Annotated in this window: 11 protein-coding genes; all 11 read left to right on the forward strand. The window is 43.7% G+C overall.

What is annotated here, in order from left to right:
• The first annotated feature begins 19 nt into the window (after positions 1 to 19).
• The 11 genes from rsmC to BS333_RS11145 all read left to right on the forward strand — a co-directional run bounded on the left by rsmC (position 20) and on the right by BS333_RS11145 (position 18339).
• Positions 20 to 1045, forward strand: a complete 1026-nt coding sequence (gene rsmC / locus BS333_RS11095; protein WP_021710615.1) for a 16S rRNA (guanine(1207)-N(2))-methyltransferase RsmC — start codon at positions 20 to 22, stop codon at positions 1043 to 1045.
• A gap of 242 nt (positions 1046 to 1287) precedes the next feature.
• Positions 1288 to 4674: a hybrid sensor histidine kinase/response regulator gene (locus BS333_RS11100; RefSeq protein ID WP_021710614.1), complete on the forward strand. Its 3387-nt coding sequence runs from the start codon at positions 1288 to 1290 to the stop codon at positions 4672 to 4674.
• A 659-nt stretch (positions 4675 to 5333) separates the two neighbouring features.
• Positions 5334 to 7016, forward strand: a complete 1683-nt coding sequence (locus BS333_RS11105; RefSeq protein ID WP_021710613.1) for an ABC transporter substrate-binding protein — start codon at positions 5334 to 5336, stop codon at positions 7014 to 7016.
• Positions 7017 to 7179: 163 nt separating this feature from the next.
• The gene (locus BS333_RS11110; protein WP_021710612.1) at positions 7180 to 8166 is read left to right on the forward strand and encodes an ABC transporter permease; all 987 of its coding nucleotides are present in this window, start codon (positions 7180 to 7182) and stop codon (positions 8164 to 8166) included.
• A gap of 2 nt (positions 8167 to 8168) precedes the next feature.
• A complete protein-coding gene (locus tag BS333_RS11115) occupies positions 8169 to 9194 on the forward strand; it encodes an ABC transporter permease (RefSeq protein ID WP_021710611.1) in 1026 nt (341 codons plus the stop codon).
• A gap of 2 nt (positions 9195 to 9196) precedes the next feature.
• Positions 9197 to 10180, forward strand: coding sequence for an ABC transporter ATP-binding protein (locus BS333_RS11120; protein ID WP_021710610.1), 984 nt, complete (start codon positions 9197 to 9199; stop codon positions 10178 to 10180).
• A 49-nt stretch (positions 10181 to 10229) separates the two neighbouring features.
• Positions 10230 to 11225, forward strand: a complete 996-nt coding sequence (locus BS333_RS11125; protein WP_021710609.1) for an ABC transporter ATP-binding protein — start codon at positions 10230 to 10232, stop codon at positions 11223 to 11225.
• A gap of 63 nt (positions 11226 to 11288) precedes the next feature.
• On the forward strand, positions 11289 to 13034 hold the full coding sequence (locus tag BS333_RS11130) for a glycoside hydrolase family 9 protein (RefSeq protein ID WP_021710608.1): 1746 nt from the start codon (positions 11289 to 11291) through the stop codon (positions 13032 to 13034).
• Positions 13031 to 13927: a glucosamine kinase nucleotide-binding domain-containing protein gene (locus BS333_RS11135; protein WP_021710607.1), complete on the forward strand. Its 897-nt coding sequence runs from the start codon at positions 13031 to 13033 to the stop codon at positions 13925 to 13927. Before BS333_RS11130 ends, BS333_RS11135 begins: the two co-directional genes overlap by 4 nt.
• Positions 13928 to 13929: 2 nt before the next feature.
• Positions 13930 to 15849, forward strand: coding sequence for a beta-N-acetylhexosaminidase (locus BS333_RS11140; RefSeq protein WP_021710606.1), 1920 nt, complete (start codon positions 13930 to 13932; stop codon positions 15847 to 15849).
• An 81-nt stretch (positions 15850 to 15930) separates the two neighbouring features.
• Complete coding sequence (locus BS333_RS11145; RefSeq protein WP_021710605.1) at positions 15931 to 18339, forward strand: glycoside hydrolase family 94 protein; 2409 nt, start codon at positions 15931 to 15933, stop codon at positions 18337 to 18339.
• The last annotated feature ends 97 nt before the right edge of the window (positions 18340 to 18436 follow it).

Raw genomic sequence — 18436 nt, forward strand, 5'->3', positions numbered from 1 at the left:
TTTCTGATGAACCAAATTTATGTCTGCTTACATTGCTCCAAGCCAAATAGCTCAACGTCAAATCGAGTACTTTAAAGGCAAACACGTATTAGTTGCCGGTGAGGTAGAAGATTTATTCCCTGTCGAATTAGCAAACTACTGTGAGTCGGTTGAGATCTTTACATCTAATTACAGCTATTATCGTCAAGTCCGTGACATTGAATCGATTAAAAGCCACTTTGGCTCCCAATTCGATCTCCCAACGCAAGCGGACATGATCTTACTTTATTGGCCAAAAGCGAAGGCGGAAGCCGAGTATTTGCTTGCGATGTTGATGGCAAAACTCGGTGTCGGCACAGAAATCGTCATCGTGGGTGAAAACCGCTCAGGAATAAAAAGCGTTGAAAAAATGTTTACCCCCTACGGCATAGTCAAAAAGTATGACTCTGCTCGTCGCTGTTCATTCTACTGGGGAAGCTGTCTTAACGAAGCTCAACCATTCATACAAGCCGATTGGTTTAAATCTTATAACGTCACGCTCGGTGAGCAATCACTTACCGTTAAAAGTCTACCTGGCGTTTTTAGCCACGGTGAATTTGATCTTGGTAGTCGCCTATTATTAGAAACACTCCCGGCTCTCTCGGGCAAAGTGCTTGATTTTGGCTGTGGCGCAGGAGTGTTAGGGGCTTTCATGGCTAAAACCAACCCAGGTATCAGCATTGAAATGTGTGATATCAATGCCTACGCGATAACGTCCAGCCAAGAAACACTCATCGCAAATGGCCTATCTGGACATGTTTTCGCTTCAGATATCTATTCTGATACTAGTAAAGATTACCGCTTTATCATTAGTAATCCACCTTTTCATAGTGGCTTAGACACGAATTACAACGCAGCAGAAACACTACTAGGGCAAGCACCAAACTATATGACAAGAGAAGGAGAGCTCATCATTGTAGCGAATAGCTTCTTACAATATCCTCCGATCATTGAACGAGCCTTCAAACAATGTGACACTCTAAACAAAACCAATAAGTTTGCTATTTATTACGCCAAGAAAGCTTAGTAGAGCGACCTCGGGTTAATAAAACAAACTCGCGATAAACAACGTGGTTGAGCAAGCGCTCAACCATCTGTCATTCGATAAAAACTGCGTCATTCACCACGCTTTACAACCAACTTTCTTGTCAAAGAAAAAAAACTCGTTAATTTTGTCAATTCTATCTGGTTTAACTTCTGTCTATTTTGACGAGAGTCTTGCCGATGCCTCTTTTAGGCATCAGCCTTTTATGAGTTGTAATCTTATCCATGTTTAAGTTTTATAAAAATCAGAAATTTAAGCGTTTACAAAGCACTTTAATGTCCGCATTTTTGGTGCTGAGTATTACGCCTCTGACCATCATTGCGATTTTTTTCCTTCATTCTCACAGCCAAGATTTGCAAGAACAAAGCACATCACATTTACTGTCTGTTCGAGACACTAAACAGCAGCAAATCATTGACTATTTGACCACAAAAGAAACCGAAGTCATGGGGTTTGTACGTTCGGAATTAGCTTATGCAAGTGGCGGTCGCTTCTATGGCCTTGTCAATGCTTTCAGCCAATTAGGGCAAAATATGGATGAAGCAAGAGAAAATGCCCAACAACGTTATATCACCAGCAGTGGCGACCAAATTAAAACCTCTACCCTTCCGGAGTCGAACAACTACCTAGGTAGTGAACGCTACCGATTACTACATAAGCGCTATCATTGGGCTTATTTAGAGTTACTCAAACGTTCTGATTTCACCGATATTCTCTTAGTCGATCTGGATGGTAATGTAACCTATTCAGCGAATAAAGATGATAACTACGGCACCAACTTACTGACAGGCCACTACAAAGACAGCATTTTAGGACAGACGTTTAAACGCCTTACTGAAGATGTCAGCAAAAATCGCAAGAGTAACGAAGATTACACTCCTGTGGTGTTTTCAGATTTTACTCCAGAAAACGGCGAGTCTGTGGCTTGGATGGGCGCACCTATCATCCAACAAGGTTACCTACACAGCTACGCTATGTTTAGGCTGCCTAATAATGGCATCACCAAACTTCTTGCAGACAACAAACACAATGTGTCGATTGAAGCTTTATTAGTCGGTAATAACAACAATCCTATTACGAGTAACATTAAGCCTAAAGAGATTGAAAATAGCGCTAAAGTCATCGCTCAGTCGCTCTCAGGCAATATTGACGTTATGACCTACGGCAATGGTCAACAAGAAGAGATAATCGCCGCCTTCACACCAATAAAAACTCACGGTGTCACTTGGGCTCTGATTATTCAACTTCCTGAGAAAGAAGCATTTGCACGTGTTCACCAGCTACAAAAGCTGTTTGTAATAGCCATGGTGGTCGCGATTTTATTAGTGGTCATTGCTTCTCACTATTTATCAAATTTCATCACAGCACCACTATTACAATTAACTTGGGGAGCAGAAAAAGTTTCTGCGGGTGATCTTGATGACACGATTTTTGATACTCATCGAAAAGATGAAATAGGCCGTCTTGCTCAAAGCTTTCAACGCATGCAACGCTCTATCAGAGAAAAAATTCAAACCATAAAGCAGCAGAATGAAGAGTTGGAAAGCAACCTCACTCTCATCAAAAAACAAAACGAAGATCTGCAACTGGCGAATAAGCTAAAAGATGAGTTTTTGGCCACCACTTCCCATGAGCTGAGAACGCCACTGCACGGCATGATCGGTATTGCCGAGACGCTGGTGTCTGGCGCTAATGGCGTGTTACCAAAGCATCAGCAATACCAACTTGATATCATCATAAAAAGCGGTCAACGCTTAGCTAACTTGGTCGACGACTTATTGGATTATCATAAAATGCGTTATGGCAATATGGAAATTCAGAAGTCTGCCGTTAGCCTGGCGAGTGCGACACGTTTAGTGCTTGAGTTATCGAATCATTTGCTGGGCAACAAAACCATTCGTATCATCAATCAAGTCCCCGCTGATTTACCTCCCGTTTCAGCCGATCCGCAACGATTAGAACAAGTTTTATATAACTTAATTGGTAATGCGATCAAATACACACCGGAAGGGAAAGTGGTCATTTCCGCGACCGTGGTTGATGAACAAATTCGTGTACAAGTGGTTGATACAGGGCAAGGTATACCTGCAGAGGCCCTAGAACATATTTTCGAACCACTTATTCAAGCTAGTCATGATACTGGTCGCTATCGTCAGGGAGCAGGGTTAGGGCTTTCTATCAGCCGACAGTTAATTGAGCTTATGGACGGTTCACTCTATGTCAGCAGCCAGCCCATGGTAGGGACAACCTTTAGTTTTACTTTGCCACGAGCGAGTGAAGATGAGATTCAAGCAACACGACATTTAGACCAATATGATCATTTCCAAGCTCCTGAGGTCTATTTAGAAACTGCTCAACCATTAACGTTACCTGAATCTTCAGATGGACCATTGCTTTATATTGCGGATGATGAGCCGGTCAACTTACGAGTTTTGGAGAGCTTTCTTCGCATTGAAGGCTACAGGATCAGAACCGCTTGCGATGGACCCGATATCATCGAATTAGTCGAAAAAGAGAAACCCGATCTACTCCTGCTTGATGTGATGATGCCAGGCATGAGTGGCTATGAGGTTTGCAGTCAATTACGTAATATGTATGACCACGCCGAGCTACCTATAATTATGTTAACGGCACTCAGCCAAACAGAAGAGCGCTTAAAAGGCTTTGAAGCAGGAGCAAATGATTATCTGTCAAAACCCTTTAGCAAACATGAATTAGCAGCGCGCATTCAAGCTCATTTAACCGCCAGTAAAGCAGAGATGCGCCATGTTGAAAATCAACTGTTAGAATCGGAGTTGCGTAAACGCGCAGAAGTGGAAGCAAGCTTACTTGAAACCCAAGGGCGTTTGCTGGAACAACTTGAGTCGGCTCCAGAAGCGATCATCTGCTTACGTGAAGACCATCGTATTCGTTTTGCTAACGAAGCCGCATGCAAACTGTTTAAACGCAATCTGGAACAATTGAAACGCTCATCTGCAGATGAACTTATTGCGCCAAAATACTTAACCGTTACTCAATCCCATTATTGCGGCAATATTGATATTTACATTGAAGATATCCGCCAAAGTATTGAAGCTGATATTCTTAAATTGCCTGAAGAGTCGGGCTTGGATGTTATGTACATCTTTAATATAGGTGGTGGCATTAATGCAACCCGAATCCATAATTTAGAAACCGCTGTTGAAGTCTTATCATGCTACGCCTTCGACGGAGACAAAGAGCAGTTACAAAAGCTCAAGGAACTGGGTGGGGAATTCACCCGCCTGGCTGATAAAGCACTGGGTAGCAAAAAAGACAAACAAGAACTTTTACGAGAAATTCTCGTCGACACAATTACACATGCTTTGGCTTATTGGGAATCAAGTACTGGAGAGAGCAAATTTGCTTTTGCCGAACAAAGTGGCCTATGGCGAGTCTATCTTGACCGAAGCACACTGCAAACTCGGACACTGGACAAATACATGCGCCTAGAGACCTTACCTAAAACACCACGTTGGCGAACGGTGCTTAGTTCGATTGAGTTTATCCTTGAACATTGCAAAGAGCAAAGCCCTGAACGAAGCTATATTGAAGCACAAAAGAATAAGTTACAAAGATTGCTCACCAATTAAACCTTTGTAAAAACCGCTCGAATTTCAAACCACCAGCCCTGCCATACGGTAGGGCTTTGTTTTCACCAATGCCTACCTAATTGACATCAAGATATTTAATTCAGATTATGAATATTGACACCAATATAAATACAGTATTTTGAAATCAATAAACTATCACTACCAAACCCACACTAACTATTGATAGAGATTGCGAAGCCAATCACAACAGAACGACATATTGAATATAAACATGTTAATCCTTGTAGAATATCGATGTGAGCCAGATCGACAAAGTATCTAAAGTACACAGAAGCTAAGATTTTAAAGGCTAAAAAGATAAGTAAGTACTAACATAAAAAATCATTCACAACAGCAGTTGCGACACATATCAAAATTTATCGACACAATAGAATCGAGTAAAAATACAGCAAAATGACGTTTGTTACGGAGTTAGCCCCACTTTTAACGTTTTTAACGGGTAACGTATTTGATTAATTTATGGATAAAGTGTTTTCTTACGCTTAGCTAAGGTTTACAGGCCACTCTTAGCCCTGATTCGTAGATGTCTTATGACTGAAATTTCACAGGCAGAAGAGGTAAATCTTAGTGGGTGAGTCAAATTGACGACACGCCAATCCATTAGTGAAATGAAAGCAAATAAATAGTAAGGAACAGCTATGCTTGCCAATATTAAAAAAACAGCACTAGCAACAGCAATGATTGCCACAGCTACGTCTGGTTTTGCCGCAGTAGCGAACGCTGCAGAGCGCAATGTACTTACAGTACACCCAAAAGAGTATTCTACTTTAGTGCGTAACTTTAACCCATTCTTGGGTGCAACAAACCTACACACTACAACAGATTTTATTTATGAACCCCTCGTTATCTTCAACGAAATGCATGGTAACACACCGGTATTTCGTCTTGCTGAAGATTACAAAATGTCAGACGACCTTTTAAGCGTTACTTTTGATATTCGTAAAGGCGTAAAATGGTCTGACGGTAAAACATTTAGCGCTGATGATGTGGTTTACTCTTTCAATCTCGTTAAAGAAAAACCAGAGCTTGATCAATCCGGTATCAATTCTTGGGTTACTGGCGTAGAAAAAGTGGATGATTTCACTGTTAAGTTTACTTTGAGTGAAGCAAACTCAAACGTTCCTTACGAAATTGCTAAAGTTCCAGTTGTACCGAAGCATATTTGGAGTAAAGTCAAAAACCCAGCGACTTTCACTAATGAAAATCCAGTAGGCTCAGGTCCATTCACTGAAATCGCAACCTTCACACCACAACTTTACCTCCAGTGTGAAAACCCAAATTACTGGGATGCCGCTAACCTAGATGTAGATTGTTTACGAGTTCCACAAATCGCTAACAACGATCAATTCTTAGGTAAGGTCGTTAACAGTGAGCTTGACTGGTCATCTTCTTTCATTCCTGATATTGACCGCACGTACGCAGCATCTAGCCCTAAACACCATTACTGGTACCCGCCGTCAGGCACACAGGCTTTTGTCGTAAACTTCAAAAACCCGGATGCGGCTAAAAATGAAGCACTGAACAATGTAGAGTTCCGTCGTGCATTCTCAATGGCGCTTGACCGTCAGACTATTATCGATATCGCTTTCTATGGTGGCGGTACTGTCAATGACTTCGCATCAGGTCTTGGCTATGCGTTTGAAGCATGGTCTGATGAAAAAACTCATGACAAGTACAAAGGCTACAACTCTTACAACGTAGAAGGTGCTAAGAAACTGCTTTCTAAGGCGGGCTTCAAAGACGTAAACAAAGACGGCTTTGTTGATACGCCATCAGGCAAGTCTTTCGAATTGCTTATTCAGTCTCCAAATGGCTGGACTGACTTCAACAACACCGTCCAACTAGCTGTTGAGCAATTAGCAGAAGTCGGCATTAAAGCACGTGCACGTACACCTGACTTCTCAGTCTACAACCAAGCAATGCTTGAAGGTACGTACGACGTCGCTTATACCAACTACTTCCACGGTGCAGACCCATTCACATACTGGAACAGCGCTTACAACTCAGCTCTGCAAGCTGGTGATGGTATGCCTCGTTTTGCAATGCACTTCTACAAAAATGATAAGCTAGATGGCCTACTCAACAGCTTCTACAAAACTGCAGATAAACAAGAGCAGTTAAAGATTGCTCATGGTATCCAGCAAATCATTGCTCAGGATCAAGTGACTGTTCCAGTTCTGTCTGGTGCTTACATGTACCAATACAATACCACTCGCTTTACTGGTTGGTGGGATGAAAAGAACCCGAAAGGCCGTCCAAACATTTGGGCTGGTATTCCTGAGCGTCTACTACACGTATTGGATTTAAAACCAGTTGAATAAGTAGAAGTTCATGTCTCGCGGCACAATCATGTGCCGCTTATAAAAATTCCCTTGTGACTACACCAGTATGGCGCCCGTCGTCAGGGGATTTTTCGCTCTCAATTTGATTGAGGCGACCTGAAACCAGAAACAGGGAAAAATCTGGGTAAGTAAGGTATGAGTTATGGGTTATTTTTTAAGACGTTTGTCATTCTATTTAGTCGCACTCTTGGTTGCTGCGACGTTAAATTTCATTATTCCAAGAGCAATGCCTGGTGACCCAGTTACCATGATGTTTGCTAACGCCTCGGTTCAGGTAACACCAGAGCGAATTGCAGCTATGAAAGAGCTGTTGGGATTCGTCGATGGTCCTATTTACATTCAATATCTGTCATACATCAAAAATATTCTTAGCTGGGAATTGGGAACATCCATCCAATTCTATCCTCTTTCCGTTAACTCTTTACTGGGAAGTGCATTTGGTTGGTCACTCTTCCTTGCGGGAACAGCGGTTATCCTGTCATTCTCTCTAGCTTCAATCTTGGGGATTTTCGCCGCTTGGAAACGCGGCAGTAAATACGATGTCTTTGTGACTCCAGGCACACTGATCATTCAAGCTATCCCGCAAATGGTTATCGCAATGCTGGCACTTTTTGTGTTTGCCATTGGCCTCAAATGGTTCCCATCTGGTTACGCATACACTCCAGGTACCGTGCCTGATTGGACAAGCTGGGAGTTCTTAAAAAACGTGGGTTACCACGCTGTACTGCCTCTATTTTGTGCCACTGTCGTTCAAATCGGCGGTTTCCTCGTCAACATGCGCAATAACATGATCAACTTACTGGCAGAAGATTACATCACGATGGCCAAAGGTAAGGGATTAAGCGAAAACCGCGTTGTATTCAATTACGCAGCTCGAAATGCACTATTACCAAGTGTCACGGCCCTTTCAATGTCTTTAGGTATGGCCATTGGTGGTCAACTTATCATTGAAATGATCTTCAACTACCCAGGTCTAGGCACCGTTCTTTTAAATGCGATTCACGCTCGTGACTACCAAGTACTTCAAGGTCAGCTCATTATCATGACGATGTTTATGCTGTGCTTTAACTTAATGGCTGACATGCTGTACATGATTTTAGATCCTCGCCTACGTAAGGGAGGCAAATAATCATGAAAAATTTATTGAAACTGATTTTAGGTAACGCTTTCGCCCGTGTCGGCTTAGCCATCATTACTCTGTTTGTCTTCGCTGCACTCGCTGCACCTTGGATAACCAAGCACGCACCTGACAAACGCACCGGTAACCCACACGAGTATCCAGGCTTAATAGTCAAACAAGCCCAAAATAATCCTGATGGGTGGGTAGCCAATAACCTTGCAGACGATCGCCGTACAATGATTATGTCTAAAGAAGCTGACCACGCATTGGGTACCTCTCGTATGGGACGCGATATATGGTCACAGGTGGTTTATGGTGCACGAGTGTCACTAGGTGTTGGCTTCGGTGCAGGGATCATCGTGTGTTTCCTCGCCACGGTCATTGGTATTTCTGCAGGTTACTTTGGCGGCCGAGTAGATGATGTACTCAGTGCTGCAATGAATATCATGTTGGTCATTCCACAATACCCATTGCTGTTCGTACTTGCTGCTTTCATTGGTCAAGCAGGCCCTGTCACTATCGCCTTAATCATTGCCGGAACCTCATGGGCATGGGGTGCTCGGGTTGTTCGAGCCCAAACCATGGCCTTGCGTGAAAAAGAGTTCGTTAAAGCCGCAGAAGTATTAGGCGAATCTTCATTCCGCATCATCTTTGTTGAGATTTTACCAAACCTTATTCCAATCGTAGGCGCGAGCTTTATTGGTTCTGTCATGCTGGCAATCAATACCGAAGCCGTAATTTCTTTCCTCGGATTGGGTGATCCAAATACCGTAAGTTGGGGCATCATGCTGTACAACGTTCAAACCTCGTCAGCTATGCTGATCGGCGCTTGGTGGGAAGTCTTAGCACCATGTCTAGCCCTCACTTTGCTGGTCACAGGTCTTGCTCTACTGAACTTTGCTGTTGATGAAATTGCTAACCCACAACTTCGTTCTCACAAAGGTATGAAGCGTTGGAAAAAACTCGCTCAGCAAGACAAACAAGAACGCGAGCCAGAATTGGCACCACAAAATGCACTATGGAGCGGAGATAAATAATCATGACTGCACCTCTCATTTCTATCCGTAACCTATGCGTAGACTACATTACAGATGCTGGCGATGTCCGTGCCTGTAATAACGTCAGCTTTGATATTGCACCAGGAGAAGTCTTCGGCCTTGCTGGTGAATCAGGTTGTGGAAAATCAACGGTCGCTTTCTCATTGATGCGTTTACATAAGCCACCAGCATTTATCACCGGTGGACAAGTTATCTTCAACGGTGAAGATATTCTTAAGTACAGCGACGAGCGTATGCAAGCTTTCCGCTGGAGTGAGATGTCGATGGTTTTTCAAAGTGCAATGAACGCACTCAACCCTGTTCTAACAATGGAAGAGCAGTTTTGTGATGTGATCATGCGTCATACCAACATGACTCGAGCTCAAGCGAAAGTACGTGCTGAAGGTCTACTGGAAATCGTTGATATTCACCCAAGCCGTTTAAGTGATTACCCACACCAATTCTCTGGGGGCATGCGACAACGCTTGGTTATCGCGATTGCTTTGGCGCTTAACCCAAAAATGATCATCATGGATGAACCGACCACAGCACTTGATGTTGTCGTTCAACGCGAAATTTTACAAAAGATTTATGCGCTGAAAGAAGAGTTTGGTTTTTCCATCCTTTTCATTACACATGATTTATCTTTGATGGTCGAATTCTCAGACCGTATCGGCATCATGTATTCAGGTGAGCTCATTGAAGTCGCACCTTCTAAGCAAATATTGGAAAGTCCTTACCACCCTTACACAAAAGGTTTGGGTAGCTCTTTCCCTCCTCTTACTGGCCCTAAAACAAAACTCACGGGTATTCCTGGCAACCCATTGAACTTATTGGAAGTTCCTAAAGGTTGCCGTTTCCAAGCTCGCTGTGATCGAGTCCACGAAGCGTGCACAAGAATACCAACGAAGCTGCGTGAAGTTGAACCAAGCCGTCTATCAAACTGCCATTTGTATAGCGATATGATTGCTCAAGCGAAGGTTTAATTTAAAAAGCAGTAAAGCTGGCTAATAAGAAATGACATTGGAGAGAATTATGAGCAAACAGCTCGGCGAACTGTTGATTGAAGGTAAGAATGTCGTCAAAGACTTCCCTTTAAACAGTAACTCAATTAAGCAATCGAAGATGCGTGCAATCAACGACGTATCATTCAAAATGTACAAAGGCCGTGGTTTATCTGTTGTTGGAGAATCGGGCTCGGGCAAATCAACCACGGCGAAAATGATCGCAAAGATGTACGCACCGACTCATGGTCTGATCGAATATAAGGGCCGTGACATTCAGGACATTACTTCCAAGCAGGATCTCATGTCCTACCGTGAAGGGGTACAAATGGTATGGCAAGACCCATTTGGCTCACTCAACCCAACACACAATATCTTCCATCATATTGCTCGTCCGTTACTGATTCATAAAAAAGTCTCGCCGAGTAATAAGAAGGAACTTGAAGATCGAGTCTATAGCTTACTGGAACAAGTTGGCCTGATTCCACCTAAAGAAACCGCCCAAAAGTTCCCTCACCAACTTTCGGGCGGTCAACGTCAACGCGTCAACTTAGCCCGTAATATTGCAGTAGGTGCGGAGGTTGTTTTAGCTGATGAACCAACCTCTATGCTGGACGTTTCAATCCGAGCGGGTGTCCTCAACTTAATGGAAGAGATGAAGTTCGAGAAACAAATGTCTCTTCTTTACATCACACATGATATTGCTACTGCACGTTACATCGCAGAAGACCTAGCGGTAATGTATGTCGGACACATGGTTGAATGGGGAGACACTGAAGAGATCATCCATGATCCACAGCACCCTTATACTCAACTTTTAGTGTCAGCGGTGCCTGATCCTGCCAAGTCCATTCATGAAAAGTTAAAGGGCAATAAAGGTGAAATCCCGTTGTGGACTCCTGAGTCAGTCGGATGCCCTTTTGCAGGTCGATGTACTCATGCTAGCGATAAATGTCGCGAGCAATTACCGGGTGTCACTCAATTATCTGAGAATCACTTTGTTCGCTGTTACTTATTTGAAAATTAATCAAAGTAAGGGGTAGGTCTGCGCCTACCCTTACCTTGTGTCTTGTTTCCTCGGAGAAATGAAATGCTGCTGCTGATTAACCATATTGGTTACGAATGCCTAAGCTCTAAACAAGCCATCATTCAAACCAGACAACCCCGTTTATCTTCCTATCATGCGTTATTGGTATGTGCCGATAGCCATCAAACAGTTGCATCACTCAACGTAGAGAAGCAAGGTAGAGTTGCCAATTGGCATAAAGGCCACTTCTACACCATTGATTTTTCCTCTTTCCAAACCCCTGGAAAGTACTATCTTCGATTTGATCATATCCGTTCCGCTTGTTTCGAGATTAACGAGGGTGTTTTGCTACAACGGACCTTATCTGATGTCCTACACTACTTTAAATCTCAGCGCTGTGGTGGCATTTTTGATCAAAAAGACAAACAAGTCCCTGTCCTAAATAGTTCAGAAACCATTGATGTCCATGGAGGGTGGTACGACGCCTCTGGTGACGTTAGTAAATATCTCAGTCACCTATCTTATGCCAATTACCTCAATCCACAACAAATTCCGATGGTTGTGTGGAATATGCTGAAAGGTTTGTCTCTGCTCAAAACTCATCAGCATTTGGCACCATTTACTTCAATCCGATTAATCGAAGAAGCACTTTTCGGTGCAGATTTTCTTGTTCGTATGCAAAGCGCACAGGGTTTCTTCTACATGACCGTTTTTGATAAGTGGAGTAAAGATACCTCACAACGAGAGATCTGCGCCTATGAGACTCAACTCGGACATAAGTTTGACGACTATCAAGCTGGCTTTCGACAAGGTGGAGGTGTATCGATCGCTTCTTTAGCGGCAGCCGCTCAACTAGAAACGCATGGAGAATACAATCAGCAACAATATTTAAGTGCTGCTGAAAAGGGCTACTGGCATCTTAAGGAATGTAATACGCAGTATCTTAACGATGGTGAAGAAAATATTATCGATGAATATTGTGCCCTACTAGCCAGTGTTGAATTATTTAAAGCTACTCAGTCTGCACGCTATCTAACTGAAAGTCGTTTTTGGGCAGAACGTTTGAGTACTCGCCAAACCAGTGATGAGTCTTTCTATCATTTCTGGGCAGCGAACCATGATGGCAGCCGTCCCTACTCACATGCCGCAGAAGCAGGGTTACCTGTTATCGCTTTATGTGAATATCTCAACATTGAAGACGATTCTGACCTTATCGTTAAGTACAAAAAAGTCGTCCAACAAGCCTGCCAGTTTGAACTCACAATCACCAATAAGGTAAACAACCCTTTCGGCTATCCACGCCAATACGTTAAAGCTGTATCTCAAGCCAAGAAAGATGCTTTTTTTATCGCCCATAACAATGAGTCTGGCTATTGGTGGCAAGGTGAGAACGCACGTTTGGCTTCATTATCTTCGATGGCATATCTCGCACAGCCCTACATCGACTCATCATCCATGAGACAACAACTTTCTGACTATGCAAACAACGCATTAAACTGGATTGTCGGCTTAAATCCTTATGATATGTGCATGCTTGATGGACATGGTCATAACAACCCAGATTACCTACCTCAAAAAGGCTTTTTTAACGCAAAAGGCGGGATTTGTAACGGCATTACCGCAGGCTTCGAAGATGAAGAAGATATTGCCTTCAACCCTGCTCAACAAAAAGATGATCTATTACAAAGCTGGCGCTGGGGAGAACAATGGATACCCCATGCAGCTTGGTATCTGCTCGCCATTATGAGTCAAGCAAATTACATCTCAACTTTGTCGTCTCAGCAAACAACAAAGGAGACGCATTCATGAGCATGTACTTCGTCGGCATTGATGGAGGCGGCACTTCCTGCCGCGCTCGTATCAAAAACGCACAAGGACAAGTCATTGGTGAAGCCAAAAGCAGTAGCGCGAACATCATGCTAGGAGCGAAGGTTGCCATGCAAGCAGTACAGGATGCGATCGCCTCTGCTGCTGAACAAGCAGGATTAACGCAACATGATTTTGCTTCCATGCATGTCGGTCTTGCTCTAGCTGGCGCAGAACATAAGGCATCATGGCAAGCTTTTATGGCACTCAAGCATCCCTTTGCCAGCCTCACCTTAAACACTGATGCCTATGGTGCCTGTAAAGGCGCACATAATGGTCAAGACGGTGCGATCATGATCGCAGGTACGGGATCGTGTGGGCTATTTATCCAAGGATTGAAACAGCATGTGGTTGGCGGACGAGAGTTTCCAATATCGGATCAAGGCAGCGGCGCCGTTATGGGGTTACGCCTTATTCAGCAAGTCGTTTTAGCTCAAGACGGTCTCACCCCAACAACACCATTAACTGAACATGTAATGGCTTACTTTGACCATGACATTGACAATATCGTGGCTTGGTCTAAACAGGCTTTACCTCGTGACTATGGACAATTTTCGCCTGCTATTTTTCAATATACAGAGCAAGGTGATGCACTAGCGATTGAATTACTCAAACAGACCGCCGCCGATATCGAAATGTTTCTTGTTGCACTTCATCAACGAGGCGCCAAACGTATTTGCTTGATGGGCAGTATCGCAGAGCGCATTTTGCCTTGGCTTTCTCCACCAATCCAAAACTGGATCGTCTCTCCACAATTTGACGCTATCGAGGGAGCTTTGATGTTTGCCGGTAAGCCAGAACACAACCTTTATGCTTTTCAGAGCGGAGGGAAATAAGTATGGAATATCGCATCGATCTCGTTGTACTCTCAGAGCAAAAGCAAAGCTGCCGTTTTGGCTTAACGTTTCATAATTTAAGCGATTTCGATCTTCATAACTGGTCGATCTCTTTTGCGTTTGATCGTTATATTTTGCCCAACAGTATTTCTCATGGGCAATTGCAACAGATTGGCAGCTTCTGCACTTTAACGCCTCAAAGCATGATCCTTCTTGCTAATCATCACTACTACTGTGAGTTCAGTATTGGCTCAAACCCACTTCGCTACTACTCGGATGGTTTTAAAGAAGCCATCGTCGATTTTATGGTCGATGGTCATCCTAAACGCAACTCTGTTGCAGTTACCCCTATTGTTTTAGCCTCACCTTATCGTGAGCGAAGTGTGATTCCAGTCGTAGATTGCAGTGAGCCTGCCTTAATCCCAAAACCTAATCATATTGAAATGCATGGCCTCAGCTTCTGTTTTGAGCAAAATTCAGGGGTGGCTGTGCACACGGATTTGGCGCTTTCTGCTAGAGCATGGCTACTGGAAGAACTCCAACGTCTCCATCACATTGCACTGAGCTGCTCCAACAGTGGCACCATATTATTTAAGAGTAACCCAACTCTTGATGATGGAGCTTATAGGATCAAAGTCACTGAAGAGTCCCTCAAAATTGAAGCAGGATCATCTTCTGGGTTTACCCATGCCTGTGCAACATTATTGCAACTCGTTCAGCCAACGAACAATCCTCAGATATTTAAAGTCAACTGTTGCTCTATTCATGACAGCCCACGTTTCCGCTACCGTGGAATGATGCTTGATTGTGCTCGTCATTTTCATTCTATTGATCAGGTAAAGCGGTTGATCAACCTACTTGCTCACTACAAGTTCAACACTTTTCATTGGCACCTCAGTGATGATGAAGGATGGCGAGTTGAAATAAAAGCGTTTCCAGAATTAACAGAAATCGGCGCTTGGCGAGGTATTGATGAAATTATTGAGCCTCAATATAGCCACCTTGGGCAGCGCTACGGAGGCTACTACGCTCAAGATGAAATCAGGGAAGTGGTTCGATTCGCGACACAACGTGGTATCACCATCATTCCAGAAATAGATGTCCCTGGACACTGCCGTGCTGCGATTAAATCTTTACCGCACCTATTAGTTGAGCATGAAGATGCCACACAATATCGAAGCATCCAGCACTATCATGACAATGTAATTAACCCAGGATTACCGGGCAGTTATGAGTTTATCGATAAAGTTTTAGAGGAAATATCTGCACTTTTCCCAGCCCCTTTCGTCCATATTGGTGCTGATGAGGTGCCTAACGGTGTTTGGTCAAACAGCCCAGCTTGCCAAGCTCTGATGGAGCAATATGGCTACTCTGATCACAAAGAGCTACAAGGCCACTTCCTTCGTCATGCAGAAAACACATTACGCAAATTGGGCAAACGCATGCTGGGTTGGGAAGAAGCCCATCATGGTAATAAAGTCAGTAAAGATACCGTTATTTATTCTTGGCTTAGTGAGGAAGCGGCGTTGAACTGTGCTCGCCAAGGCTTTGATGTCGTTCTTCAGCCAGCCCAAACCACTTACCTTGATATGACACAAGATTATGCCCCAGAAGAACCCGGAGTCGATTGGGCAAATACTCTGCCTTTAGAGACGGCCTATCGCTATGAACCTTTGTCTGATATTCCCATAAATGACCCTAGCAGAAAACGCATTTGGGGCGTTCAAACCGCACTGTGGTGTGAAATTATCAATAATCAATCCCGAATGGATTATATGATTTTTCCTCGTATTACTGCTCTTGCCGAGACTTGTTGGACAAAACAGCAACATCGTAATTGGGAAGATTATTTATCACGTTTAAAAGCACATCTTCCTTTACTGGATTTACAAGGCGTGAATTACCGAAAACCTTGGAAGTAATCACTCACTGATGCATGCATTACACACTACGACTATGAATTTTGGCTGCAAAGGCAGCTTTGGTAAAAAAGGAAAATACCAATGAAATACGGCTACTTCGATAATGAGAATCGTGAATACGTTATCACTCGCCCTGATGTTCCCGCTCCGTGGACTAACTACTTAGGGACTGAAAAGTTCTGTACGGTTATCTCACACAATGCTGGTGGTTACTCATTTTATAACTCTCCAGAATATAACCGTGTTAGCAAATTCCGCCCGAATGCGACCTTTGACCGTCCGGGACATTACGTCTATCTTCGTGATGATGAAAGCGGCGATTACTGGTCTATTTCATGGCAACCTGTTGCAAAGAGTTTAGACGAAGCAAGTTATGAAGTTCGCCATGGTTTGTCTTACTCTACTTTTAAATGTGAGTACAATGGCATTATCGCTACCAAAACGCTTTTTGTACCCAAAGGGGAAGACGCTGAAGTTTGGGATGTTGTCATCAAAAATACGTCTGACAAACCACGTACGATTAGCGCATTTTCGTTTGTGGAATTCTCATTTAGCCATATTCAATCTGATAACCAAAACCATCAAATGTCTTTATACTCGGCTGGCACGTCATACAACGATGGCGTTATTGAGTATGATTTGTACTACAACACCAGTGACATCGAGGGTTTCTATTACTTAGCTTCGACGTTCGACCCTGATTCATACGACGGTCAACGCGACAGTTTCCTTGGTTTGTATCGTGATGAAGCCAATCCAATTGCCGTTGAAAAAGGGAAGTGTTCCAACAGCGCACAAACGTGTTATAACCATTGCGGCTCTCTACACAAGCAATTTACCCTGCAACCAGGAGAAGAAGTCCGTTTTGCCTACATCTTGGGTGTAGGTAAAGGCAATGGTGAGCGTTTACGTGCTAAGTATCAAGATATCACCGCCATTGACGACGCTTTTGCTGGTATCAAGGCTCACTGGGATGAACGCTGTGGTAAATTCCAAGTTAAGTCTCCGAATCAAGGTCTAGACACCATGATTAACGCTTGGACATTATACCAAGCAGAGACATGTGTAGTTTGGTCGCGCTTTGCTTCCTTTGTTGAGGTCGGTGGTCGAACGGGCCTCGGCTATCGAGATACAGCGCAAGATGCCATTTCCGTTCCTCATGCCAACCCACAAATGACGAAAAAGCGCATCATTGATCTGCTACGTGGACAAGTCAAAGCTGGCTACGGTCTGCACCTCTTCGATCCAGATTGGTTTGATCCAGAAAAAGCAGACGTTAAGCCTTCAAAGTCTCCTACGGTAGTCCCAACACCATCGGATGAAGATAAAATTCATGGTATCGAAGACACATGTTCTGATGATCACCTCTGGATTGTCCCAACCATTTGTAAATACGTTATGGAAACGGGCGAATACGACTTCTTCGACAAAGTTATCCCTTATGCCGATGGTGGCGAAGCAAGTGTATACGATCATATGAAAGCAGCACTTGATTTCTCAGCAGAATACGTTGGTCAAACAGGGATTTGTAAAGGCTTGCGTGCCGACTGGAATGACTGCTTAAACTTAGGCGGTGGCGAATCGGCCATGGTATCTTTCCTTCATTTTTGGGCGCTACAAGAATTCATCGACTTAGCGAAATATTTAGGCCGACATGCTGATGTAGAAAAGTATACCGAAATGGCCGCCAATGTACGTGAAGCTTGCGAAACGCACCTATGGGATGAAGAAGGTGGCTGGTACATCCGTGGTTTAACTAAAGATGGGGACAAAATTGGTACCGCGCAGCAAAAAGAAGGCCGTGTTCATCTTGAATCAAATACACTCGCGGTCCTTTCTGGGGCTGTTTCTCAAGAGCGTGGTGAAAAAGCCATGGATGCAGTTGATGAAAACCTGTTCTCCGAATATGGCCTTCACCTCAACTCACCATCATTCTCTACTCCTAATGATGATATCGGGTTTGTCACTCGAGTTTACCAAGGCGTAAAAGAAAATGGGGCAATCTTCTCTCACCCTAACCCTTGGGCATGGGTAGCTGAAGCGAAGTTAGGACGAGGCGATCGTGCCATGAAGTTCTATGATGCACTGAACCCATACAACCAAAACGATATGATCGAAAAACGCATCGCAGAACCTTACTCTTACGTGCAATTCATCATGGGTAGAGATCATCAAGATTATGGCCGAGCTAACCACCCATGGTTAACGGGAACCTCTGGTTGGGCCTACTTTGCCGTAACCAACTTTATTTTAGGCGTTCGTACAGGTTTCAATAGCTTAACCATTGATCCTTGCATTCCAACTCAATGGCCAAGCTTTGAAGTGACGCGTCAATGGTTAGGAGCGACCTATAACATCACCGTCAATAACCCAGATTCTGTCAGTAAAGGCGTCAAGTCAATCACCCTAAATGGTCAAGCGATTCATGGCAATGCGGTTCCGATCCAAAGTGAAGGCTCCGTCAATGAAGTGATCGTAACGTTAGGTTAATTAAGCTGGGAATATTCCCGTACGTTTATCCGATGTATGGTCAGCTTGATCTCGATACATCGGTTTGCCAACAACAAAGGGCAATGATTTCTTTGCC

The organism is Vibrio azureus (genome assembly GCF_002849855.1).
Taxonomy (GTDB): domain Bacteria; phylum Pseudomonadota; class Gammaproteobacteria; order Enterobacterales; family Vibrionaceae; genus Vibrio; species Vibrio azureus.